Consider the following 23206-nt stretch of genomic DNA (forward strand, 5'->3'; position numbering starts at 1 on the left):
TTGGTTGTAGACAAGACTGAGTTTGGCCAAGCGACAGCGAGCCTTAGCATCTGACTATAGCCCTTAACCAAAGAAGAAGCGGCGCGAGCGCCGCTTCTTGAGCTTTGCACGGGAAGGCCGCTCGTAGCCCTCAGGAAGCCGCGGGCGCCTGACCTGGTGCATCCGGCGTTTCGGCTCCCCGGCGAGGCTTGCCCTTGAAGATCCGGCGCACGGTGACGAACAACAGCGGAATGAAGAACACGCCGGCGAAGGTGGCGGCGATCATGCCGCCCATCACGCCGATGCCGATGGCGTTCTGCGCGCCCGAGCCGGCGCCTGAGGCAATTGCCAGGGGCGTGACGCCGAGAATGAAGGCGAGCGAGGTCATCAGGATCGGCCGCAGGCGCTGGCGCGACGCTTCCAGTGTCGCCGCCACCAGATCCTTGCCATGCTGTTGCTGTTCCATGGCGAATTCCACGATCAGGATGGCGTTCTTGGCCGCCAGACCGATGGTGGTCAGCAGACCGACCTTGAAATAGACGTCGTTGGATTCGCCGAAGATCAGCGCCGCCGCCAGCGCGCCGAAGATGCCGATCGGCACCGCCAGCATGACGGCGAAGGGGATCGACCAGCTCTCGTAAAGCGCGGCAAGCGCCAGAAAGACGACGAGACCGGAAATAATGTAGAGCTGCAGGGCCTGATTGCCCGAGAGCTTTTCCTGCGCCGAAAGCCCGGTCCATTCGTGGCGGAAACCGCCGAGCTGGCCCATCATGTTGTCGATTTCAGTCATGGCATCGCCCGAGCTGACACCTGCCGCCGCGGCACCCTGGATTTCCACGGCGGAGGAGCCATTATAGCGCTCCAGACGTGGCGAGCCGAAGGTCCAGCTGCCGCCGGAAAAGGCCGAGAAGGGCACCATGGCGCCATCGGTATTGCGCACATACCAGCGATCGAAGTCCTCCGGCTGCATGCGGAAGTCCTTGTCGCTCTGGAGATAGACGGGCTTGATGCGGCCGCGATCGATGAAGTCGTTGACATAGGACCCGCCCCAGGCGGCCGAGAGGGTCGTGTCGATGTTGGCAAGGCTCAGATTGAGCGCACTCGCCTTTTCCTGATCGATATTGACCTGATATTGCGTCTGGTCTTCCTGCCCGTTGGGGCGTGTGCCTGTCAGCATCGCGTTCTTGGCGGCCATGCCCAGAAGCTTGTTGCGCGCGGCGATCAGGGCTTCGTGGCCCTGGCCATTGACGTCCTGCAGATAGAAGTCGAAGCCCGAGGAATTGCCGAAGCCCTGAATAGCGGGGGGCGCGAGCGCGAAGACGCTGGCATCCTTGATCCGCGAGAAGGTCTTCATCGCCCGGCCGGCAATCGCCGACGCGCTCTGATCGCCGCCCTTGCGGCTGTCGAAGGCCTTCAGCTTGACGAAGGCCAGCGCCACGTTCTGGCCCGACCCGCCGAAGCCGAAGCCGATGGCCCCGAAAACGCCATCGACGCTTGCCTTCTCGTCGTTGAGATAGTGATCCGTCACCTGGCGCAGCACCTTGATCGTGCGGTCCTGTGTCGCGCCCGGCGGCAGCTGAATGCTGGTGAGCAGAATGCCCTGATCCTCTTCCGGCAGGAACGAACTGGGCAGTCGGTTGAAGAAATAGCCGACGCCGCCAATGATCAGCGCGAAGAGCAGAAGGAAAATGGCCGGACGCCGGATCATGCCGGCCACGCCGCGCTGATAGCCCGAGGTGGTGCGCTCGAAGCCGCGATTGAACAGGCCGGAAAGCCCCTTCTCCCGCGCGCCGTGCTTCGGCTTCTTCAGGATGGTGGCGCAGAGCGCCGGGGTGAGGATCAGCGCCACGATCACCGACAGGATCATCGCCGAAACGATGGTGATGGAGAACTGGCGGTAGATGATACCGACAGAGCCGGAGAAGAAGGCCATAGGCACGAAAACGGCCGAGAGCACCGTGGCGATACCGACCAGCGCGCCAGTGATTTCATCCATGGACTTGATCGTCGCTTCGCGCGGATCCAGCCCCTCCTCCTCCATCACGCGCTCGACATTCTCGACCACGACGATCGCGTCGTCGACCAGAAGACCGATGGCGAGCACCATGGCGAACATGGTCAGCGTGTTGATGGAATAGCCGAAGACCGCAAGCACGCCGAAGGTGCCGAGCAGCACCACGGGCACGGCAAGCGTCGGGATGATGGTGGCGCGCAAGCTCTGCAAAAAAACGAGCATGACGATGAAGACGAGGACCACGGCCTCGATCAGCGTCTTGATCACGTCCTCGATCGACAGTTTGACGAAGGGTGTGGTGTCGTAGGGATAGACCACCTCGACATTGGCCGGCAGCGTCTGTTTCAAACTGTTGATCGTGTTGACCACGGCCTCGGCCGTATCCAGCGCATTGGCGCCGGAGGCAAGGTTGATGCCGAGACCGGCAGCGTTCTTGCCATTGTAGAGGCCGGCGCTGTCATAGCTTTCGGCACCCAGCTCGACGGTGGCGACATCGTTGAGGCGGACGAGCGAGCCATCCGACTGGCTTTTGATGATGATGTTTTCGAATTGTTCAGGCGTCTGCAGCCGGCTCTTGGCCGTCACCGTCGCGTTGAGCTGCTGACCCTTCTTCTGCGGCAGGCCGCCCAGCTGGCCGGCGGAAACCTGCGTGTTCTGCGCCTCGATGGCCGAGGCGATGTCGCTCGGCATCAGGCTGTATTTATAAAGCTTTTCCGGATCGAGCCAGATGCGCATGGCATAGCCGGAGCCGAAAATGCGCGTGTCGCCCACGCCTTCCACGCGCTTGATCGTGTCGTTCAGCGTGCTGTCGATATAGTCGGACAGGTCGAGCGACGTCATGCGGTTGTCGGTTGAGACAAAGGCCACCACCATCAGGAAGCTGGACGCCGACTTCGCGACCGTGATGCCGCTGGAGATCACCGAGGTCGGCAATTGCGACTGGACGAGCTGCAGCTTGTTCTGCACCTGCATCTGCGCCACGTCGCCATCGGCCTTGTTGGTGAAGGTGATGGAGATCGAGGCCTGGCCGTTCGATTGCGAGGTGGAAATGATGTAATCGAGATTGTCGATGCCGGTCATGCCCTGTTCGATGACCTTGGTCACCGAATTTTCCACCGTCTGCGCGTCCGCGCCGGGATAGCTGGCGCTGATGCGCACGGTGATCGGCGCGATCTGCGGATATTGCGAGATCGACAGCGTGGTAATGGCCAGCACGCCGCCAAGCATGATGCAGATGGCGATGACCCAGGCGAAGATCGGCCGGTCGATGAAAAAGCGCGACATGCGTCAGGGCCTCACTTGCTGGCGGCAGCAGCGGCGGGCGCCGCGCTGGCCTGCTTTTCCGGCGCCGGGGTGCTGTTGCCGTCCGCGGCCTGCTCCAGCTCGCCGGTGGCGTCGTTGACGATCACCTCGCTGGCCGTCACCTCCTGGCCGGCGCGCACACGCTGCATGCCTTCGACCACTACACGCTCATTGTCCTTAATGCCCTGGGCCACCAGCCAGCTATTGCCGACGCTGCGCTCGGTCGCCAGCACCCGCTCCTCCACCTTGCCATCGGCCCCGACGAATTTCGCCATCGGCTCGCCCTTCGCATTGCGCGACACGGCCCGCTGCGGCACCAGGAAGCTGTTCTGGCGAATGCCCTCCTGGATCGTCGCGCGGACATAGACGCCGGGCAGGAGCAGCTGGTCGGCGTTCGGAAATTCGGCGCGCAAGCGCACCGTGCCTGTCGTTTCCTCGACGGCGGCATCGAGAAATTCGATGCGACCGGTATCGCCATATTGGGATCCGTCTTCCAAAGTCAGGCGCACGCTCACATTGCCGCCCGTCGTCTTCAGGCGCCCTTCGTCGATGGCCCGGCGCAGCTTCAAGAGATTGACGCTGGACTGGATGACATCGACATTGATCGGATCGATCTGGCGGATCGTCGTCAACGCTGTCGTCTGGTCGGCCGTCACCAGCGCGCCGACCGTTACGGTGGAAGCGCCGACGCGGCCGCCGATGGGCGCGCGGATTTTCGTATAATCGAGATTGATACGGGCCGTCTCGAGCGCCGCCTTGGCAGAAGCGACATCCGCCTGCGCCTGCACCAGTGTTGCCTGGGCGGTGTCGAGATCCTGCTGGCTGACGGCGTCGCGCTGGCTCAGGCCCTTGTAGCGATCGACCTTCGCCTGGGCGCTGGGAATAGCGCCCTCCGCCTTGGCAAGGGCGGCTGCCGCGCTGTCATAGGCTGCCTGGTAGGTGGCGGGGTCGATCTCATAGAGCGTGTCGCCCTCCTTGACCGACCCGCCCTCCTGAAAATTCCGCTTGCGGATAATGCCGCCGACCTGCGGCCTGACTTCGGCAATCAGCGACGCTGCCGTGCGCCCCGGCAAAGTCGCCGTCACCGCCACTGACGTCGGATGCAGCGCCATGACGCTGACCTCGGGCTTGACCGCAGGCGCGCCACCGCCCTTGTCGGCCTGCTTCTGGTTGCACCCTGCCAGGAACAGGGCAGCGATCAGGCTTGCGGAAAGGAGCAGCGGCCGGGAGTGAAGCAAGGTGTCGATCCTCGAAAAGCAGGATCCCGCGCAAGACCGGAGAGAGCCGAACTCCTGACGGGAGAAGAAGATGCGAAAGGCGGCGTAGCAAAGGGCCCGATCCATGTATAGAGACGCGGCGGGCCCTCACGAAACTGTGTTGTGCAGCGCAATGAGGCGCTTTGGTCCTGTGCCGTTGCAGAGGAGGCTGCTGTGCAAAGAGGAAGCTCTGAAGCATGCACAGCGGTGTGTCCAACAGCCAGGAACACAAACGCTTGCGGGAGAATGTGCGCCTCGAAGACCATTCGTCAAGAGCCGCTTAATCAGCGTTCCCGGAGACGAGCATGAGGCGATACCTGTCAGACTCCCGCCTTTGCTGTTTACAGGCTTCGGAAAGTAGGGTCGTAGCCGGAAAAAGATGCTGATAGCCACGGTGAAGAGTGCCGAGCTTTGTCCCGCCGATCATGGCTGCCGATCGTTCGAACAGGCGGCCCTCCAGCGCCTGAGCGGCTTTAAAACGAAAAAGCCCGCCGCGGGAGGAGGTGCGGCAGCTTTTCCGAAAAATGAACAAGCGGCTTGGGAGGAGGAGTGCCGCTGTTCGGGCCGACGATCCCTTGGGAGGAGGAGTGAGATCATCGACAGATCGAAAGCGCATTTGGGAGGAGGAGAAGCGCTTCCGATGAGAGAAATATAATCGTTTCGATCCGATGGAGAAGAGTTGGCTAAGCAGTGCTGCCATGCACTGCGCGCGTGGCTCACGCCGTGGCGATCGCAACCGATGCCAAACAGCAAAACGCCCGTAGGCACGGAGTGCACGGGCGTTTTTCAAACATGCTAACCTGGCACCTGACCGAACGATCAGGCCTTAGCGTTTCGAGGACACGCTGCGCCTGCGCTGAAGCCATTTAGCCCAGCGCAAAGGTGCGGCAGCTATCTCGCACTTAGCGCTTGTTGACGGCAGCGCGAGCGACGACGCGGATGTCGGTGCGGTCGATGCCGAGATCGTGCAGCTCGCGGTTGCTCATGCGGCCGAGTTCGCTGACGGTCTGGCGATACTGGCGCCAAGCGGAAAAAGAGCGGGTGAGGTTCATGGCGGTCTCCTGGTCACAATCCGGGTCCGGCCCCTTGGCCATCCCCTTGAGGTGGAGCCGTTCGCGGCCCCTTCATCGACCAGAGCATCTCTCCTTCTTTCGAAGGGCTGCCGGAGGTTTCCCTCTCGACCAGCTGGCCCGCTCCGGCCTGTTCGATGAAGGCAATATAATCGTTTGAACCTGCCAGAAACCAGCGCTGATGCCTCAAGGCACCCCTGCGCTCAGCGCATGGATCGGCGCCGTGAACAGCGCTGCAGCAGCATGAGGCGCTTTGCCAACGGGATGCTCACGCAGCCGACGTTTCGGTATCCGCAGGGGCGAAGGATGAAGAGGCTGCCTCCCGCTCGATGCGGTTTCGGCCCTTGGTCTTGGCCTGATAGAGCAGCCGGTCGGCCATGTTCAACCCTGCGGTCAGGCTGGCGCCGGCGGGAAGGCTGGCAAGCCCGGCGCTGAAGGTCACATCCTGGGTCAGGCGGGTGCCGGCGCGCGCCTCGCGGCGTAGCCGCCAGGCAATGGCGTTGAGCGCACTGATCGCGTCGTCGGGACCTGCGCCCGGCAGCAAAGCGGCAAACTCCTCGCCCCCCACACGAGCAACGAGATCATCGGCCCCAAACCGCTCTTTGGCGACACGGGCGAAAATGCGCAGCACCTCATCGCCTGTCTCATGACCATGACGGTCATTGATCGACTTGAAATGATCGAGATCGAACAGCACCAGTTGCGCCGGGGCCTGCACCATGGCCTCGGCCTTGGCGAAGAAGGCGCGGCGATTGTCGAGCCCTGTCAGAAAATCAGTTTCAGACGCGTGTTGCAGCTCAACGCGGTTTTCCTCGCGCGCCAAGGACAACAGCGCCATCGGCGCCGCCATGCTGAACAGCACGCCCTCGAACATGGTGATCAATGCGGCCAGATCGAGCGCGGCCTCCCTGCCCTGCCAGGCCAGAAGCGGGATTACCGGCACGCGCAGGAGATAGACGAGGCCGTGCAGACCGAAGACCGTGACAACAAGCCTGTCGGTGCGCACAGCGGCGGCCGGGCGGAACTTTGCGAAGACGAGTGCGAGAGCCAGACAGCAGAGCGCCACCAGAAGACCGCTGAGCGCATGCCACGTCGCATCCGGCAAGGTGGGCCCAATCACCAGCCATACAGGCGCCAGAGCGAGCAAGAAGCCGACGAGGAACCTCGGTAGGCGCAAGCCCGCAAAAGGCAACGAGCCGGCTAGCAGCAGGACATAACCGCCGATGATGAAGAGATTGGCAAATCCGAAGCCGACAAGACGCGGCAGGGTATCACGCAGGATCAACAGCGCGCAGCCGACGACCAGGGACGCAAAACCTCCCGCCCAGAATGTCAACGCCTGGCTCCGCCCGGCATGGAAGCGACGTTCCCACAGGGTCATTGCCGCAGCCATGGTCAAGGTGCCCAAACCAATGGCGTACAGAGTGGACAGGCTCATATGCATGGAGGCGCTTTCATCGTTATGCACCAGAGGCTAGCCCTCTCCACTTACCGTTTCCATACACGGGTGCCGGGCATTGGCGTCATGGTTAGCCTGGTCTTTAGAAATAGGCGCGGGCGAGCGCCTTTCGGTTTATCCCCAAGGCCCTGACGATGTCTCCTGTACGCTTCTCAGCATGGTATCGCATGCGCATGGGCCTCTGCCTGGCACTTTCATATGGGCGACCCGGCTGGATGTGGGTCACGCTTGCGGAAACCAAGCCCCGCGCTCCGTGTTTAGCCGTGGCAAGGCCGCTTTGCGACCAGTATGGCCGCTCGCAGAAACGGCAAGAGCGGAAAGCGGATCCAAAAGGCGCGGCTCTGTGCCGGTACGGGTCGTCGGCGTATAACCTGCGGCGAAAAGTCGCCTAATGGATCGGGAGCACGGGTTGTGCAACGCGATAGGATTAGGGCGGATGACGAAATGAAGATGACGAGGATTGCCAGCCCATGACGCCACACCCTGCTCCCTCACCCATACCGGCAGCTTTGCGTGAATGGTGGAGCGATTCGGTAGCTTTGCCTTTCCGCCTTCGCGCGATCAGGCTTCGCCCGCATGCGGCGTGTGCTGCAAGGTCGTTCACGACGCCGACGCGGCGTGCCGCCCTGCCGGCTGTGGTCGTTCTTAGCGCCATCGCTCTGCCGCTCTCACCCGTTTCCCGGCCGGCCTTCGCGCATGCGCATCTGCAAGCCGCCACGCTGGCCGACAAGGCAACGATCAAGGCGGCGCCGGAAGCGATCACGCTGCGATTTTCCGAAGGGCTTTCCCTGGCGCTGAGCGGCGCCACGCTATCGGGCGAAGATCAAAGCGAGATCGGGCTCGGCGAAGCCCGGCTGAGCGACGACGGCAAAAGCCTGATCCTGCCTTTGGCCGCGGCCTTGAAGCCGGGAACCTATCGGCTGGATTGGCATGTCCTGTCTGTCGACGGGCACAAGACCAAGGGAACGACCAGCTTCACCGTTGCGCCGTGAGTACAGCCGAACAGGCGCTGATGCTTGCCCGGCTGCTGGCTTATGGCGCGGCTTTTCATCTCTGGGGCGCCCAAGCCTATCTGGCCTGGCTCGTTCCCACGCCGCTTCGCCTGCAACTGGCGAAGCGGCTTTCGCCCTTCACGCGCAGTGCCGCCATCGTCGCGCTGGCCGCCATCCTCGCTCAATTGCCCTTGCGCGGGGCTGTGCTTGGCGAGGACTGGAGCGCTGCCATCTCTCCGTCGATCCTGTCCGCCCTGCTCTGGCAGACGCCGCTTGGCGCGGCCTGGGCTGCGCAGGTCCTGACGGCGCTGATCGTTGCGACCGCTGCATGCGCGCGACCGGCGGGATCCAAGGCTCTGGCGCTGGCAGGGGCGCTGCTGCTTGCCGGCTTCACGCTCAGCGGCCATGCGGCCATGCAGGGCTCTGGCGCGGCAGGCATTGCGCAGCGCGCCAATGACGGACTGCATCTGCTTGCCGCCGGAGCCTGGACCGGTGCGCTGATGCCCGTCCTGCTGCTGCTGCCGCAGCTGAAAATTGCCGACAAGCGGGCGCAGGCGCAGCTTGCTCTGATGCGCTTTTCCACCGCCGGCCATCTGGCCGTCGCCTTGGCAATCGCCACCTGCATGGCCAATGCGGCGATGACTCTGGGGGCCGCGGATCCTGACGCCGCACGGGTCAGCGTGCTTTTGCAGCCTGTCAACGGTTCTCTTTATCGGATCCTGCTGGCGGTCAAAGTGCTGGTCGTCGCGTTCATGGTCGGGCTGGCGCTAGTGAACCGGTATCTCATCGTGCCCCGCCTAGGCCGCAGACCGAATGCGGATAAGGCCTTGGCGCTCGGCACCGCTGCCGAAATCGGCCTCGCAGCCATGGTCATCGCGCTCGTCGCCGCTTTCGGCATTCTGGATCCCGGCAATACCGGCTCCCACTAAGAGGCGCCTAAGGGATAACAAGCGTTCGGAAACCCGACTGATCTTCCGATAGGGTCTGAGTGCGTCGCCTTCAAAATCCGATGGCGAACCAGACAACGCTTAGCGATAGGCGTCGTTGTCGCTCTTGCCCGGATTGGCGGGATTGAGGTCATAGGTGCCGCCTTGGGGCACGGCGACGGCGCGGAAATTCTCTGCCAGCTCGTGCAGCCGTGCGCGCATCCCAGCGCCGCGCACCGGCAGGCCGTGGCCGGTGACGATCAGTTCGGGTTCAAGCCCTGCCAAAAGCTGAACGGACTGCTCCGCCTCGATCCAGTTCGGCGTCAGATAGCGCGGTGGACCATGAATTTCCGGCTTCTGCGTCATCACTGCATAGACCGATTCCTGGGCGGTGGTCACCACCGCATCGCCGGCGATCAAGGTCCGGTCGCTATCGCGAAAGAGCGAGATGTGGCCGGGCGAATGGCCGGGCGTATGCAGCCAACGCCAGCCGGGCATGCCGGGCACGCCGTGGTCGATCGGCAGCATCTGCAGGCGGCTCGATACGTCAACAGGTGAACGCGGGAAGAGGGGCGACAAGAGCGCCATCGCTCCGCCGCCGACCATCGGATCGGCCGGCGGATAGGACGCCTGGCCGCGCAGATAGGGCTCTTCCAGCGGATGGGCGTAGACCGGGACGTCCCATTCCTGCGAGAGCTGCTCGACCGAGCCGGCATGGTCGAAATGCGCATGCGTCATGATGATCGCGCGTGGCCGCGTGCCTAGGCCAAAACGGTTCTCCGCGCAGGCGCGGATGGCGCCGGCGGAGGTCGGTAGGCCGGTATCGATCAGCACCCAGTCGCTGCCCTCGCCCGGCAGGCCGAAGAAGATGACGTTGACGATGGAAAAGGTGCGGAAGGCCAGATCCGGTGCAAAGACCTGGATCTTGTCGGCACCGCGCTCAACAGGGGCCAGATCGTCATCGGTCAATGCGAGTTGCTGGGCCATGGGGCACGTCCTCCTTCAGCGCATATCGCTGGTGTCAGCGCATATGACTGGGCGAACCGTGGCGGCGGACAAATGTTCCGCTCATACGAGGAAACGGCAAGTTTTGCCCACTCGCATAGCGAAAGCCCTCTTCCTCGCGGAAAAGGGCTTTCGATGAAGATCAGGTTTGTGGATCAGGCTGCCTGCTTGGTCGCGTCGCGGGGAATTTCGACGTCGATTTCGAGGATCGAGACATGCTCGTCCCGGTCCATCTTGACCTGCACACGCTCATTGTCGAGATCCACATGCTTGGCGATCACGGCGAGGATCTCTTCGCGCAGGAGCTGGACGAGATCATTGCCGGTGGACACCCGCTCATGAGCGAGCAGCACCTGCAGCCGCTCGCGCGCGACGGGCGCGGAGCTTTGCTTCTTGAACAGCCGGAAGATGCTCATGCAGCCCTCCGCGAGAAGATCTTGCTGAGCAGGCCGCCGGAGCGCTTGTCGCCGGGGACCGTGATCGGCAGGATCTCGCCGGCCAGACGGCGGGCGGCATCGAAATAGGCAAGCGCCGGGGCCGAGCGGCTATCGGCCACCGTGACGGGGGCGCCGATATTGGAAGCCTTCAGCACGTCCATGCTTTCCGGAATAATGCCGAGCAGCGGGATCGAAAGGATTTCGAGCACGTCGTCGACCTTCAGCATGTCGCCCCGCTCGGCCCGGACGGCATCATAGCGGGTCAGCAACAGATGCTTTTCCATCCGCTCGCCACTCTCGGCCTTCACCGTCTTGGAATCGAGCAGGCCGATGATCCGGTCGGAGTCGCGCACCGAGGAGACTTCGGGATTGGTCACGACGACAGCAATATCCGCATGACGCATGGCCAGCGTCGCGCCGCGCTCGATGCCGGCGGGGCTGTCGCAGATGATCCAGTCGAAGTGCTCCTTCAACTCGCCGATCACGCGCTCCACGCCTTCGGGTGTCAGATTGTCCTTGTCGCGGGTCTGCGAAGCCGGCAGCAGGAACAGGCTTTCCACGCGCTTATCGCGGATCAGCGCCTGCGGCAGCTTGGCATCGCCCTGGATGACGTTGACGAGGTCATAGACCACGCGCCGTTCCGCACCCATGACGAGGTCGAGATTGCGCAGGCCGACATCGAAATCCACGACCACGACCTTGTCGCCGCGCTGTGCGAGTGCGGCACCAAGCGCGGCCGTGGAGGTCGTCTTGCCGACGCCACCCTTTCCCGAGGTAACGACAATAACCTTGCCCATCTTGCTCTCCTGTTCTTGGCCGGTCCGGCTCAGCTAAGTTTTTCTGCCATGATCGCATCGCCATCCAGCCAGAGCTGAACGGATTGGCCCCTGAGATCAGGCGCCATGTCGTCGGCCATCTTGTAGACGCCGTCGATCGCCAGAAGCTCGGCCTCGAGCTTGCGGCAGAAGATCTGGGCGGACGAATTTCCAATCGCACCGGCCATCGCCCGGCCGCGCAGCGTGCCGTAAATATGGACGGAGCCGCCGGCGATGATTTCGGCGCCGGACGCGACAGAGCCGATCACGGTCACGTCGCCTTCGGTGAAGATCACGGACTGGCCCGAGCGCACCGGCTCGCGGATGATCAGGGACTGGGGCGTGGACCGCACCTCGCCCGAAACCTCCACCATCGGCGCATCGCTGGCCTCGGCCGGGCTATCGGGCGTGCGCACCTCGATCGACGGCGCGGAATTGGCGACATCGACGTCGGAGGCCGGGCGGCCGCCCTTCAGCGCCGGCGGCATGCCGGGACCGATCAGCGAGGGGCGCGCGCCCTCGATGCCCATGATCGAGACATTGCGTTCGGCAAGCGCGGCCACCAGACCTTTCAGCTCGTCGCGATTGACGGGCAGATCGGTCACGTCGAGCACGACGGGGCGGCCGAAAAAGAAGCCGGCGGAGCGCGCCGCCAGATCGTCCAGGCGCGTCAGCCAATGATCGAGAGGCAGGTCCGGCGAAAGCACGACCGCCAGGAAGGAGCGGCCCTTGATCCGGATGGAGCGAGCATCTGTTAACACGGAGACCATCTTCATTGAAAAGGGGTTGAGCCGGCGTTGGGAGCGCCGGGGTTGTTAACCAACTGTTAACTTTGGCGCTTGCGTGAGGCTGGTGCCGCCGCTTATCCCGACCGTCGAAACGCCATAAAAAAGAGCCCTGTCGGACACGGCAGGGCTCTGATATCGCTCGGTTTTTTCGGAGTACCGAGGCTCGTTCGGCAAGCATCGACTTATTTTGGCGGGGCAAACCTGAAGAGGGTGAAATTCTTCTCCGCCCAGCCCGTTGTGGAAAACCAGGGCGAATCCTGAATATGCGAGGCGGTGACATAAAGCGCACCATCGGGCCCCTGCGCGAACGTATCCGGCCACCTGAGTCTATCGTCGGTCAAAACCGTGTCGATCGCCCCGTCCGGCATCAGCCGCTTGATGCCGTTGGCGCCGATGGCGCTCAGATAGATCGAGCCGTCTGCCGCCATCCAGAGACCGTCGACCGGCTCGGTTGTCGCCACTGTCTCCGCCTTCACGGGCGCCTGCGGGTTGTCGCCGGCCATGCGCAGCGCCTCGGTCGGCACGCGATAGAGCGTCTTGCCCGTCAGCGCCTGGAAATACAGCGTCTGACCATCCTTCGACAGCGCGATGCCGTCGGCGTTGAACATCGGCTGGCGACCATCCGGCCGACGCAGGGGCTGGCCATCGACAACGACCTTCACGTCCTTTTCCATCTGCGTCGCGGGATCGCCGCTCAAGACCCGCCAGGATTTGCCGCTATTGAGATCGAGAACCACCAGCCCGCCCGGCTGGCCGGAATCGGTCATATAGGCAAAGGCGCCATCGGGCGCGATGCGCACATCGTTCAGATAGCTCGCAGGTCCCGCCACTTCTTTCGGTACGGCATAGGTTCTGGTCACCGCATTGGTCTTCAAGTCGATGCGCACCAGCTTCGGTCCGTTTTCGACCGTCTTTTCCGCATTGGGCGCGGCTGGGTCGAGCACGAAAAGCGATCCGCGCTGATCGGCCACCACGCTCTGGACGCAAACGAAATGATCGGCGGGATCGCGCTCCGCCATGGTCGCGTTGCGCCAGTCGTTCCATCGCGTGTCTGGATAGGGCTTGATCGTGCCGTCCCCCATGACCTCCGCCACGGACACAGGCACGTCCTCGCTCCAGCGCGGGAAATTGACGAAGATGCGGCCATCCTCGGCCACCGTGACGCCGGTGACCTGATGGTCGAAGCGCGCCACCTCCTGCAGCCTGTCATCTGTCTTTCCGGTCAAAGGGCGCACGAGCCGCTTGGTCTCGGTCTTCAGCGTATCGAGCGCTGGCGATTGCGCCAAGGCGGGTGCTGCAAGCCCTATAGCGAGGCTGAGCGCGAGCGGAAAACAAGCGGTAGGGGATCTCAAGGACATGCGGGCGGTCTCCAGGAAATGCCGAGCCGAACCGCTTGCGATGCAATTGGTTCCTGACATGATCCTGCATCATCCGCGTGCAGATGCTGGTTGTCGCACTGCGCAGCAGGCCGAGCGGTTGAGCCGAAGGAGGACTGCCTGGATCGTCCCGGTATCGCGCGGCTCTGCCTCAGCTATCAGCCGGCAGGGTCAACGGCAGGCGGATCGATTGGGTCAGGCCGCCACCGAAGCGATTGGCAATGCTGATGCTGCCGCCGAAACGCTCGATGATCTCCTTGGAAATCGCCAGACCGAGGCCTGCGCCAGGCAGAGCGCGCCGGCGGCCGGGCTCGACACGGAAGAACGGCTCGAAGACCTGACCGAGAAGCGATTCGGGAATACCAGGCCCGCGGTCATGGATGATGACCAGGGCGCGCGTGCCGAACCGCCGAACCACGATCTCCGCGCCGCCACCATGTGTGGCGGCATTGACCATGAGATTGCGTAGAGCGCGTTTTAAGGCCAGCGGCGTGGCCATCATGCGCAGCGGCTCAGCGGCGTAGGGCACGCGTTCATCGCCGGTCTGATTCTCGGTAGCCGTCTTGGACGCGAGACGGATATCAAGACCGAGCGTCACCAGTTCGTTGCGCAGCGTCGTCACGATGTCGCCCAGATCGACCATGCAGGTCGGGTCCTGCTCATGACCGACCTCTTCATGCACCAGTTTGATTGCGCTGTCGGCAATGGCGGAGAGCTCATCGAGATCGGACAGCCATTTGCGCCGCTCTTCCTCGGGCAGGAATTCCACACGCAGGCGCAGCCGCGTCATAGGGGTGCGCAGATCGTGCCCGGCGGCGGCGACAAGCCGCATACGGCTCTCGGTCGCCGCCTTCAGCCGCGTCGAAAGCCGGTTGAGAGAGCGGGCTGTCATGCGCATTTCCAACGGGCCACTCTCGGGAATGACGGGCAAATCGCCATCCGCGCCGATGCGCTCGACCGCATCGTGAATGATCTGCAAAGGCCTGGTGAAGCGGATCGCGGCAACGAGCGAGACGCAGGTCGCGCCGGCGACGATCAGGATCATCCAGATGACGAAGACCAACCATCCGCCAGGCGGCGGGCGAATGTCCTGCAGAGGGACAACCAACACGCCGCGCGGACCAAGATCGACCGAAACGCTAAGCGGCGTATCAGGCGAGGCGCGAACGACCGACAGAGCGCGTGCCGGGCCGATTGCCGCCACCTCACGCTGGAGAACAAGGCCAAGCTCCGGATCGGGCACGCCTTGCGCACTGCTGGTCTGGAGCTGCACACCAGCCGCCACGGCTGCCTGCGGATTCTGCTCGACCAGCCTGGCCAGCAGCTGGATCTGCTGCGCCATCGGGCGCAGCACGGTCTCGGACAAAGGATTACGCAGGATGACACTGGCCGCAAGCGTCGCAAGCGCCACCACGCAGACAATGGCCAGCAGCAGAAGCGCGCCCAGCCGATTGCGCAGGGAGATCATCGTCCAACCAGAACCGCGCGGACGGGGAGCGTCATCTGATAACCGCCATTGCGCACGGTCTTGAACACCGGCCCGGCGTCCGTATCGCCCAGCTTGCGGCGAAGCCGGCTCATCAGCACATCGATCGAACGGTCGAAGGGGCTGCGCTCCCGGCCGGATTGGGTGAACTCAAGAAGCTGCTCGCGCGAGAGAAGACGGCCCGGCCGCTCCAGGAAGACCATCAGCAGCGCGAACTCCGCTCCGGTCAGCACCACTTCCTCGTTGTCGCGCAGGACCCGGCGCAATTGCGGATCCACTTCGAAAGCGCCGAAGGCAAAGATCTGAAACTGGGTTTCGGGAGAACGCTCGCCAGTGTGGCGCCGCAGCACGGCGCGAATGCGCGCCACCAGTTCACGCGGGTTGAAAGGCTTGCCGATATAGTCATCCGCGCCGAGTTCCAGCCCGACAATACGATCGACATCCTCTTTCAGAGCCGTCAGCAGGATGACGGCAACAGGCGGCTCGGTATGGGCAAGCGCCCGGCAAACGTCCAGGCCCGAGCCATCCGGCAGCATGACGTCGAGAACCACCAGATCCGGCGTGTGCATGGCCAGGATCGCTTCGCATTCGCGCTTGCCCGCGGCCTCGCGCACGCGAAAACCCTGCGCCTGAAGATAGCGCGAGAGCAGCGTCCGGATTTCCACGTCATCGTCGACGATCAAGATATTATCCTGGCTCATGCGGACAGGATTGCCCCATCAATCATGGATTGGAAAGCGTGAAAGAATGGACTTATACAGTCTGCACTGCATCAGCGGGGGACAGCATTGTCCAGACATGATAAATTTACATTCAGATAAATTTAGTCATATTTATTCAAAAAATCTGCTGAATCCTATTGAAATCCCACAGGAATTGGCACCTGAAGTCGTTCTTTTTCAGCAGGGCACTACCTCAATACGCATCGACGGTGCAGCGGCCGGCCTGAGGCGGCATGTGATTCTCTGCCATATGACGTCCGGGTTTTCCCCGAATTGTGTGGATCCGGGCTCGGTGCCTTCAGGCGAATTTCAAAAACGGCAGGAGCTTCAGCGACGGCGCGCCGGACTTGGAGAGCGCTGCCTCGGCGAGGTGCACCGCATTGGCGGCGATCGCATCGACGGGATGCTCAATCCGCGTCGCATCGGCGCCCGGCGTGTCCGGCGTGCCAAGCGTGCCGAAGGCCATGACGGCGCGTGCGGGATCGACGTGCGGGCGGGCGGTGAGGAACAGCCGCCGGGCGCGCTCGAAACTGGGCAGGGCCATGCAGACCAAGGCACTGAGGTCAGGCATTTCAGCCAGAACAGCACCGATGCGGCGCTCCTCCTCCACCCGGTCGCTGCAGGCAGAGACGGTCACGAAGGAGAGGCCGTGACGGGCGGCAGCCGGCGCCAGCGCCTCTGCCACACGGCGGGTATAGAGCGCACCCGCAGCGATCTCGGCCTCGCTTGGCCCGACGAACAGGGCCGCGTGGTGCCCCCAGCTGGACAGGGTGGCGGCGGCGAGATCGACTGCGCCAGCGAAGTCGTAATCGACGAAGCGCATCTGGGAAGGCTCTGACGGCTCGCCAATGGCGACGGCTGGAATGCCTGCGCGGTCAAGAAGCCGCACACGCGGATCCTCGGCCACGACGGAGAGGAGCATGACGGCATCGGCCTTGCGGCCGGTGACGAGACGCACCAGCTCCTCCGCCCGATCAAAACCATCGGTGCGCACCAAAAGCTGATAGCCCCGCGCCGCGGCGGCTGCGGCGATGGCCATCAGATAAACGCCAAGCCCGGCATTGGGAGGACTGAACTGTGCGGGCACGGAAAGCGCCAATGTCTGGCTGCGGGCGCTGCGCAGCGAACGCGCAGCCGCGTTCGGCGTGTAGTCGAGAACACGGATGGCATCCTCCACCAGCTGCCGGGTTTCCTGTGAAATCGGCCGTGTGCCGTTGATCACATAGGACACCGTACTCTGTGAGACTCCGGCCAGCCGCGCCACGTCGGTCATGGAGGCGCCGCCCGCGCGCTTTTGCTCCTGATCATCCATGCGCGCCCTCCCGCCTGGAAACATCCCTGAACCGGTCGGATGTCGAAAAAAGTGGCATCGGCTTCACACGGTGACGACAGATACCCTGCCGCCGTCTACCGAGGCGATAGCCAGCTGAACCAATCGACCTGCGGGCGAACGCGCACCCGCAGAAAAGATCAGACCTTGCAACAACAGCCTGACAGCATCAGGCGGCAGCGGTCAGGCCGGACGCTTGAGCCAGACTGTGGTGTCTGCCGGCAGCCCGTTTTCGGACAGCGGCCCGCTGGCGAGGATGAGTTCGCCTTCCGGCAATGCAGTCGCCTGTTCGCCGAAGTTGCAGACCACCAGAATGCCATCGACGGTGAAGGCCAGCACATCGGCGGAACCCGTCTCGACCCAATCGAGCACGGATGCGCCGAGTCCGAGCCGCGCCCGTTCGGCTAGCAGGATTTTGTAGAAGGCGAGCGTCGATGTCTCGTCTCGCTCCTGGCGGTCGCGGGCCAGTTCGCCGAACACCGGAGGCTGCGGCAACCAGGCTGGCCCGCCAAAGCCGAAATTCGGCTGATCGGCCACCCATGGCAGCGGCACACGGCATCCATCGCGGCCATAGCGTTGGCCCTTGGTGCGGATGAAGGTGGGATCCTGGCGAAGATGGTCGGGAATGTCGATCACCTCAGGCAGGCCCAATTCCTCGCCTTGATAGAGATAGGCGCAGCCTGGCAAGGCCAGCATCAGGGCGGTTGCCGCGCGTGCGCGCTTCAGGCCAAGCACCGGATCCGGCAGATCAGGCGAGCGGGGGCCGACACCATCGCTATGCACCACCTTGGAGTCTGGCGCGAAGCCGAGACGCGAGGCGTGACGAATAACGTCATGGTTCGAGAGGACCCAGGTGCTGGCCGCACCGACGGCATAGAAGGCGGCAAGCGAATCGTCGATCACCTGCTTCAACGCGGTCGGAGACCAGGCGGATGTCAGAAATTCGAAATTAAAGGCCTGATGCATCTCATCCGGTCGCACCCAGTCGCTCAGCCGCTTCAACGGCGCAACCCAGGCTTCGGCGCAGAGAATGCGGTCGGGACCATAGCTTTCCAGCACCTGGCGCCATTCGCGGAAAATCGCGTGCACTGTCTCCAGGCCCCAATAGGGGCTGACGGCGAAGGGGTCCGCCTGGCCGGCATCGTAATCCGGCAGCTCTGGGTCCTTGGCCAGGCCATGGGCGACATCGACGCGGAAACCATCGACACCGCGATCCAACCAGAAGCGCAGCACCTCGATGAACCGGTCATGCACCCAGCGGTTCGACCAATCAAAGTCCGGCTGGCTGCTGTCAAAGAGATGCAGATACCACTGGCCGGGCGTGCCATCCGGATTGGTCGTTCGAGTCCAGGCCGGCCCGCCGAAAACCGACTGCCAGTTGTTGGGCGGCAGCGCGCCATCGGGACCGCGACCGTTGCGGAAGATATAACGCCCGCGCTCGATGCTGCCTTCAGGCGAAATCAACGCCTCCTTGAACCAGCGATGGGCGCTGGACGAATGGTTGGGAACGATATCGACGATCACCTTCAGGCCGAGCTGATGCGCCTGCTCCAGCATGCGCTCGAAATCATCGAGGGTGCCGAACAGCGGATCGACATCCGTGTAATCCGCCACGTCGTAGCCGGCGTCCTTCTGCGGCGACGGATAGAAGGGCGACAGCCAGATGGCATCGACCCCAAGGGAGGCCAATTGCGGAAGCTTCTCGGTGATTCCCTTGAGATCGCCGATGCCGTCGCCATTTCCATCGGCGAAGGAGCGCGGGTAGATCTGATAGATCACCGCCGTGCGCCACCAGCCATCGGCTTTTCGGTCGGCAGGCGTGGTGTGCGTGAGATTGGAGGTCTGCAGCATAGGCATCCTTTCCTCAGGAAAGCACGCTCCCAGGAGGAGTGGAGCGAGCGGAAATGAAAAGCGTCAAGGCCGGCCAGGATGGGGAGCATCGTCCGGCATGGAAGGGTGACCAAACAGAAGTCGCGTTTCCTCATCGATACTAATCGACGATCGATCGATGACAAGGGTTTGACCCATGATTGCGTAGACTTTATTGCGCTGGATCCAACGATCAGGCTCATTGCGTCGGAAATTTGGCTATGATGCCTCGCAAATCATACGGCGCTCTACGCAGTATATGATGACAAGGACGTCCACACCATCGATAGGAATCGACAGATTCAGCGCCGAGTAACCGCTCACCATCATAGAAAGTGCGGTCTCTTCGCTTCAGGCCTTGTCGAGCATACAAACACTGCCTTCTACTGCGGAAGATGGTGCAGACGACCGGATAGCAATACCGGCTGGCCTAGCCGCAAGGGGACCGTGTAAGCAGGCATGACGACAGGCCAAACCGATGCATCAATATGACGGGCAATCGGCTATCGTTTTAGCCCAAACGACCTGGCCACCCCGGCGGTTCGCCCGCCCTATCGAGGAATGTTTGCATGGCCCATATGCTGCCTACCGGATCGCCTTCAACCCCGGCCGGCGCCAACCAACCGGACCTGGAGAGGCCAGAGATCTGGCAGGCGCGGGTAGACCTGGCGGCCTGCTTCCGAATGGCCGCGCGATACGGCATGGAAGAGGGCATCTGCAATCATTTCTCGGCAGTGGTGCCGGGCTATGACGATCTCTTTATCGTCAACCCCTATGGCTATGCCTTCAGCGAGATCACGGCGTCGATGCTGCTGATCTGCGATCTCCACGGCCAGGTTGTGTCGGGTGCAGGCAAGCCCGAGGCGACCGCTTTTTACATTCACGCCCGCCTGCACAGCCGCGTACCACGCGCCAAGGCTGCTTTTCACACGCATATGCCTTATGCCACGGCGCTCTCGATGACCGAGGGCGAGCCGCTGATCTTCGCCGGCCAGACCGCGCTGAAATTCTACGGCCGCACCGCCTTCGACCGGGATTATAACGGCCTGGCGCTGGACGAGCGCGAGGGCGACCGGATTGCCGGCGCCGTGGGCAGTGCGGACATTCTCTTCATGAAGCATCACGGCGTGATGGTGCTGGCGCCCAACATCGCCGAAGCCTGGGACGATCTCTATTATCTGGAGCGCGCGGCCGAAGTTCAGGTCCTCGCGCTGTCGACCGGCCGGCCCGTCCTGCCCGTCAAACCGGAGATTGCCGAAGCCGCCTATCGCCAGATGCGCGAAGGCGATCCGGAATCCGCGCGCCTGCATCTCGAAGCGATCAAGCGCCGGCTGGATCGCGAAGCGCCTGATTACAAGGCATAAGCGCTCAAAACCAAGTCGAGAGCCCGGCGCTGTGCGACGCGCCGGGCTCCTGCACTATGCCGAGCCTTATCGCACGCCGATCACATTGCTGATCGTGCCGTTGCCGATCGAGATCAGCAGGAAGTCGCGGTCCGCGCGCACCCAGCGATAGCCGCGCGGCGGCGGGGCAAGTCGGTAACGACGGAAGTCGCGCACATCCTGCACGCGCCGCCGCTCTTCGCGTGAGAGGCGATGGCCGCGCTTCCAGCTATGCTTGGTGATAACGACCTTCTTTTCGATCCGATCAGGCCGGCGATGATCCTGAGCAAAGGCCTCGGTGATCGGCAGCAGCGAGCCCATGACAAAGGTGCAGGACAGAGCGGCGATAGCGAGTTTCTTCATGTCGGTTCTCCGTTTGGAACGGCTTACAAGTATCGTACTGAAGATGAATGAAAACTGAAGCTATGATTACAATTTCGTAATCGAATCATATCTTTAGAAGATAATCCATCAGAGGGCTCTGATGCGGTTGCCCGCATCACATTCTGCTGCGCACCCTGCTGTGGCTCGCTTCGGCCGGCGCATTTTCAGCTTGACGGGCCCGCAGCCGACCATATATTTTAAGCTTAAAGTATCTTGGATGCGTCGGACCGCTCAGGCTCCGCCTCACCGGGATGAGCGATCAGGGAAGGAACAGCACATGCGCATCGTCTGCATCGGCGGGGGGCCTGCCGGCCTCTATTTCGGCCTTCTGATGAAGAAGCTCCACCCGACCCATGATGTCACCGTGGTCGAACGCAACCGTCCTTATGACACCTTCGGCTGGGGCGTGGTCTTCTCCGACGCCACCATGGCCTCCATGCGGCATTGGGACCCTGAGAGCGCTGCCGAAATCGAGGATGCTTTCAATCATTGGGACGATATCGAGGTGCTGTTCAAAGGCACGCGGCAGCGCACCACGGGCCATGGCTTCGTCGGCATCGGCCGCAAGAAGCTCCTGAACATTCTGCAGGCGCGCTGCGAAGCGCTCGGCGTGGTGCTGAAGTTCGAAACCGATGTCGATAGCGATCTCGATTTCCCCGATGCCGATCTCGTCATTGCCTCCGACGGCCTCAATTCCACGATCCGCAACAAATATGCCGAGATCTTCGAGCCCGATCTGGTGGTGCGGCCGAACCGCTACATCTGGCTTGGCACCAACAAGCTGTTCGACGCCTTTACCTTCGATTTTCGCAAGACCGATCACGGTTGGTTCCAGGCGCATATCTACAAGTTCGACGAGACGACCTCGACCTTCATCATCGAGACCACGGAAGAGGCCTATCAGGCGCATGGGCTCGGCGAGATGGATCAGCAGGGTTCGATCGACTTCTGCCAGGAGCTGTTCTCTGAGGTGCTGGAAGGCGCGCCGCTGATGACCAATGCGCGCCATCTGCGCGGCTCGGCCTGGCTGAATTTCAGCCGGCTGATCTGCGGCAAGTGGAGCCATTTCAACGGCCAGAGCCATGTCGTGCTGATGGGCGACGCCGCCCATACCGCCCATTTCGCCATCGGCTCCGGCACCAAGCTCGCCATCGATGACGCCATCGAGCTGGCCAACCAGTTCAACAAGGCAGGCCATGGCAAAGAGAGCATTCCGGCGGTTCTCCAGACCTATGAGGACATCCGCCGCGTCGATGTCGCCCGCATCCAGAATGCGGCGCGCAATGCCATGGAATGGTTCGAGGTCGTCGGCCGGCGCTATGCCGACACGCTGGAGCCGGAACAGTTCATGTATTCCATGCTGACGCGTTCGCAGCGCATCAGTCACGAAAACCTGCGGCTGCGCGACAAGGCCTGGCTGGAAGGCTATGAGCGCTGGTTCGCCCGCCGCCAGGGGCTGAACGTGCCGGATGACGAGCGCTGTCTGCCGCCGATGTTCACGCCCTTTTCGGTGCGCGGCGTCACGCTTGCCAATCGTGTCGTCGTCTCGCCCATGGCCATGTATTCGGCCAAGGACGGGTTGATCGACGATTTTCACATGGTCCATCTCGGCAGCCGCGCCATGGGCGGCGCCGGTCTCGTCTTTGCCGAAATGACCTGCGTCTCTCCGGATGCACGCATCACCCCCGGATGCCTCGGCCTGTGGAACGACGCGCAGATGGAGGGCTGGAAGCGGCTTGCGGCTTTTGTTCATGGCAATACGCGCGCCAAACTCGCCGTTCAGCTCGGCCATGCCGGACGCAAGGGCGCAACCAAGCTCGCCTGGGAGGGCATCGACCAACCTCTCGAGACGGGCAGCTGGCGGCTGATTTCAGCCTCCGCCCTGCCCTATCTGAAAAATAGCCAGGTTCCCAAAGCCATGGATCGGGCGGATATGGACAGGGTCACGGCCGATTTCGTCGCCGCCGCCCGCCGGGCTGCCGAAGCCGGTGTGGACTGGCTGGAGCTGCACTGCGCCCACGGCTATCTGCTCTCCGCCTTCCTTTCGCCTCTGACCAACCGGCGCGAGGACGCCTATGGCGGCAGCCATGAGAACCGCGCGCGCTTTCCGCTGGAGGTCTTCCACGCCATCCGCGCTGTCTGGCCGGAGGATCGACCGATCTCGGTTCGCCTCTCCTGCCACGACTGGACCGAGGGTGGAAACACGCCCGAAGATACGGCGATCTTCGCCGGAATGTTCAAGGAGGCCGGCGCCGACCTGATCGACTGCTCTTCCGGCCAGGTCTGGAAGGAGGAAAAACCTGTCTATGGCCGGCTGTTCCAGACCCCCTTCTCCGACAAGATCCGCAACGAGATCGAAATTCCGACGATTGCCGTCGGCGCGATTTCGGAGGCCGACCACGCCAATTCGATCATCGCTGCCGGCCGCGCCGATCTCTGCGCCGTGGCCCGGCCGCACCTGGCCGATCCGGCCTGGGCGCTGCATGAGGCGGCCAAAATCGGCGTGACCACGGTGCCCTGGCCGAAGCAGTATTACTCTGCCAAGGGGCAGTACGAGACCAACCTTGCCCGCGCTGCGGCGCCGGCCAAGTGAGGCTATCGTGAGCAAGCCCCT

18 protein-coding genes are annotated in these 23206 nt (G+C 62.9%); 4 read left to right on the forward strand and 14 right to left on the reverse strand.

Annotated elements, in window-relative coordinates; translation table 11 throughout:
* Window positions 1-130: 130 nt before the first annotated feature.
* From BMX61_RS07800 to BMX61_RS07815, 4 genes are all read right to left on the reverse strand, one after another.
* Window positions 131-3277: an efflux RND transporter permease subunit gene (locus BMX61_RS07800; protein WP_075625948.1), complete on the reverse strand. Its 3147-nt coding sequence runs from the start codon at window positions 3275-3277 to the stop codon at window positions 131-133.
* A gap of 11 nt (window positions 3278-3288) precedes the next feature.
* The gene (locus tag BMX61_RS07805) at window positions 3289-4533 is read right to left on the reverse strand and encodes an efflux RND transporter periplasmic adaptor subunit (protein WP_075625947.1); all 1245 of its coding nucleotides are present in this window, start codon (window positions 4531-4533) and stop codon (window positions 3289-3291) included.
* Window positions 4534-5453: 920 nt separating this feature from the next.
* Window positions 5454-5603, reverse strand: coding sequence for a DUF1127 domain-containing protein (locus BMX61_RS07810; protein WP_075629622.1), 150 nt, complete (start codon window positions 5601-5603; stop codon window positions 5454-5456).
* Between the two features lie 286 nt (window positions 5604-5889).
* A complete protein-coding gene (locus tag BMX61_RS07815) occupies window positions 5890-7059 on the reverse strand; it encodes a GGDEF domain-containing protein (protein ID WP_170854914.1) in 1170 nt (389 codons plus the stop codon).
* 656 nt (window positions 7060-7715) lie between these two features.
* Between BMX61_RS07815 and copC the strand changes: the two genes are divergently transcribed.
* Both copC and copD read left to right on the forward strand, forming a co-directional pair.
* Window positions 7716-8072, forward strand: coding sequence for a copper homeostasis periplasmic binding protein CopC (gene copC / locus BMX61_RS07820; RefSeq protein WP_234794629.1), 357 nt, complete (start codon window positions 7716-7718; stop codon window positions 8070-8072).
* Entirely contained in the window at window positions 8069-9001 is a 933-nt protein-coding gene (gene copD / locus BMX61_RS07825; RefSeq protein ID WP_083639294.1) for a copper homeostasis membrane protein CopD, read from the forward strand. The genes copC and copD overlap by 4 nt, the downstream gene beginning before the upstream one ends.
* Before the next feature lie 99 nt (window positions 9002-9100).
* On the opposite strand, the gene BMX61_RS07830 is transcribed toward copD, so the two are convergent.
* From BMX61_RS07830 to BMX61_RS07870, 9 genes are all read right to left on the reverse strand, one after another.
* Complete coding sequence (locus tag BMX61_RS07830; RefSeq protein WP_075626378.1) at window positions 9101-9985, reverse strand: MBL fold metallo-hydrolase; 885 nt, start codon at window positions 9983-9985, stop codon at window positions 9101-9103.
* A gap of 173 nt (window positions 9986-10158) precedes the next feature.
* Window positions 10159-10419, reverse strand: a complete 261-nt coding sequence (gene minE / locus BMX61_RS07835; RefSeq protein WP_075626377.1) for a cell division topological specificity factor MinE — start codon at window positions 10417-10419, stop codon at window positions 10159-10161.
* Window positions 10416-11237, reverse strand: a complete 822-nt coding sequence (gene minD / locus BMX61_RS07840; RefSeq protein WP_075626376.1) for a septum site-determining protein MinD — start codon at window positions 11235-11237, stop codon at window positions 10416-10418. Before minD ends, minE begins: the two co-directional genes overlap by 4 nt.
* Before the next feature lie 29 nt (window positions 11238-11266).
* Complete coding sequence (gene minC, locus BMX61_RS07845; RefSeq protein WP_075626375.1) at window positions 11267-12025, reverse strand: septum site-determining protein MinC; 759 nt, start codon at window positions 12023-12025, stop codon at window positions 11267-11269.
* A 200-nt stretch (window positions 12026-12225) separates the two neighbouring features.
* Window positions 12226-13401 carry an L-dopachrome tautomerase-related protein gene (locus BMX61_RS07850; RefSeq protein WP_075626404.1) on the reverse strand — a complete coding sequence of 392 codons (1176 nt, stop codon included), beginning with the start codon at window positions 13399-13401 and terminating at the stop codon, window positions 12226-12228.
* Between the two features lie 169 nt (window positions 13402-13570).
* Window positions 13571-14887: an ATP-binding protein gene (locus BMX61_RS07855; protein WP_075626374.1), complete on the reverse strand. Its 1317-nt coding sequence runs from the start codon at window positions 14885-14887 to the stop codon at window positions 13571-13573.
* Window positions 14884-15606 carry a response regulator gene (locus tag BMX61_RS07860; RefSeq protein WP_075626373.1) on the reverse strand — a complete coding sequence of 241 codons (723 nt, stop codon included), beginning with the start codon at window positions 15604-15606 and terminating at the stop codon, window positions 14884-14886. The genes BMX61_RS07855 and BMX61_RS07860 overlap by 4 nt, the downstream gene beginning before the upstream one ends.
* Window positions 15607-15925: 319 nt before the next feature.
* The gene (locus BMX61_RS07865; RefSeq protein WP_075626372.1) at window positions 15926-16939 is read right to left on the reverse strand and encodes a LacI family DNA-binding transcriptional regulator; all 1014 of its coding nucleotides are present in this window, start codon (window positions 16937-16939) and stop codon (window positions 15926-15928) included.
* Between the two features lie 201 nt (window positions 16940-17140).
* Window positions 17141-18808, reverse strand: a complete 1668-nt coding sequence (locus tag BMX61_RS07870; RefSeq protein ID WP_075626371.1) for a glycoside hydrolase family 13 protein — start codon at window positions 18806-18808, stop codon at window positions 17141-17143.
* A gap of 587 nt (window positions 18809-19395) precedes the next feature.
* Here BMX61_RS07870 and BMX61_RS07875 point away from each other — a divergent pair.
* Complete coding sequence (locus tag BMX61_RS07875; protein WP_075626370.1) at window positions 19396-20190, forward strand: aldolase; 795 nt, start codon at window positions 19396-19398, stop codon at window positions 20188-20190.
* Window positions 20191-20256: 66 nt separating this feature from the next.
* Here BMX61_RS07875 and BMX61_RS07880 read toward each other — a convergent pair whose 3' ends face one another.
* Window positions 20257-20571 (reverse strand): RcnB family protein, encoded by a 315-nt coding sequence (locus BMX61_RS07880; RefSeq protein WP_075626369.1) that lies wholly within the window; start codon window positions 20569-20571, stop codon window positions 20257-20259.
* Between the two features lie 298 nt (window positions 20572-20869).
* On the opposite strand from BMX61_RS07880, the gene BMX61_RS07885 reads away from it, so the two are divergent.
* Window positions 20870-23185: a bifunctional salicylyl-CoA 5-hydroxylase/oxidoreductase gene (locus tag BMX61_RS07885; protein WP_075626368.1), complete on the forward strand. Its 2316-nt coding sequence runs from the start codon at window positions 20870-20872 to the stop codon at window positions 23183-23185.
* Window positions 23186-23206 lie beyond the last annotated feature (21 nt).

The organism is Xaviernesmea oryzae, from assembly GCF_900109605.1.
In the GTDB taxonomy this organism is placed as follows: Bacteria; Pseudomonadota; Alphaproteobacteria; order Rhizobiales; family Rhizobiaceae; genus Xaviernesmea; species Xaviernesmea oryzae.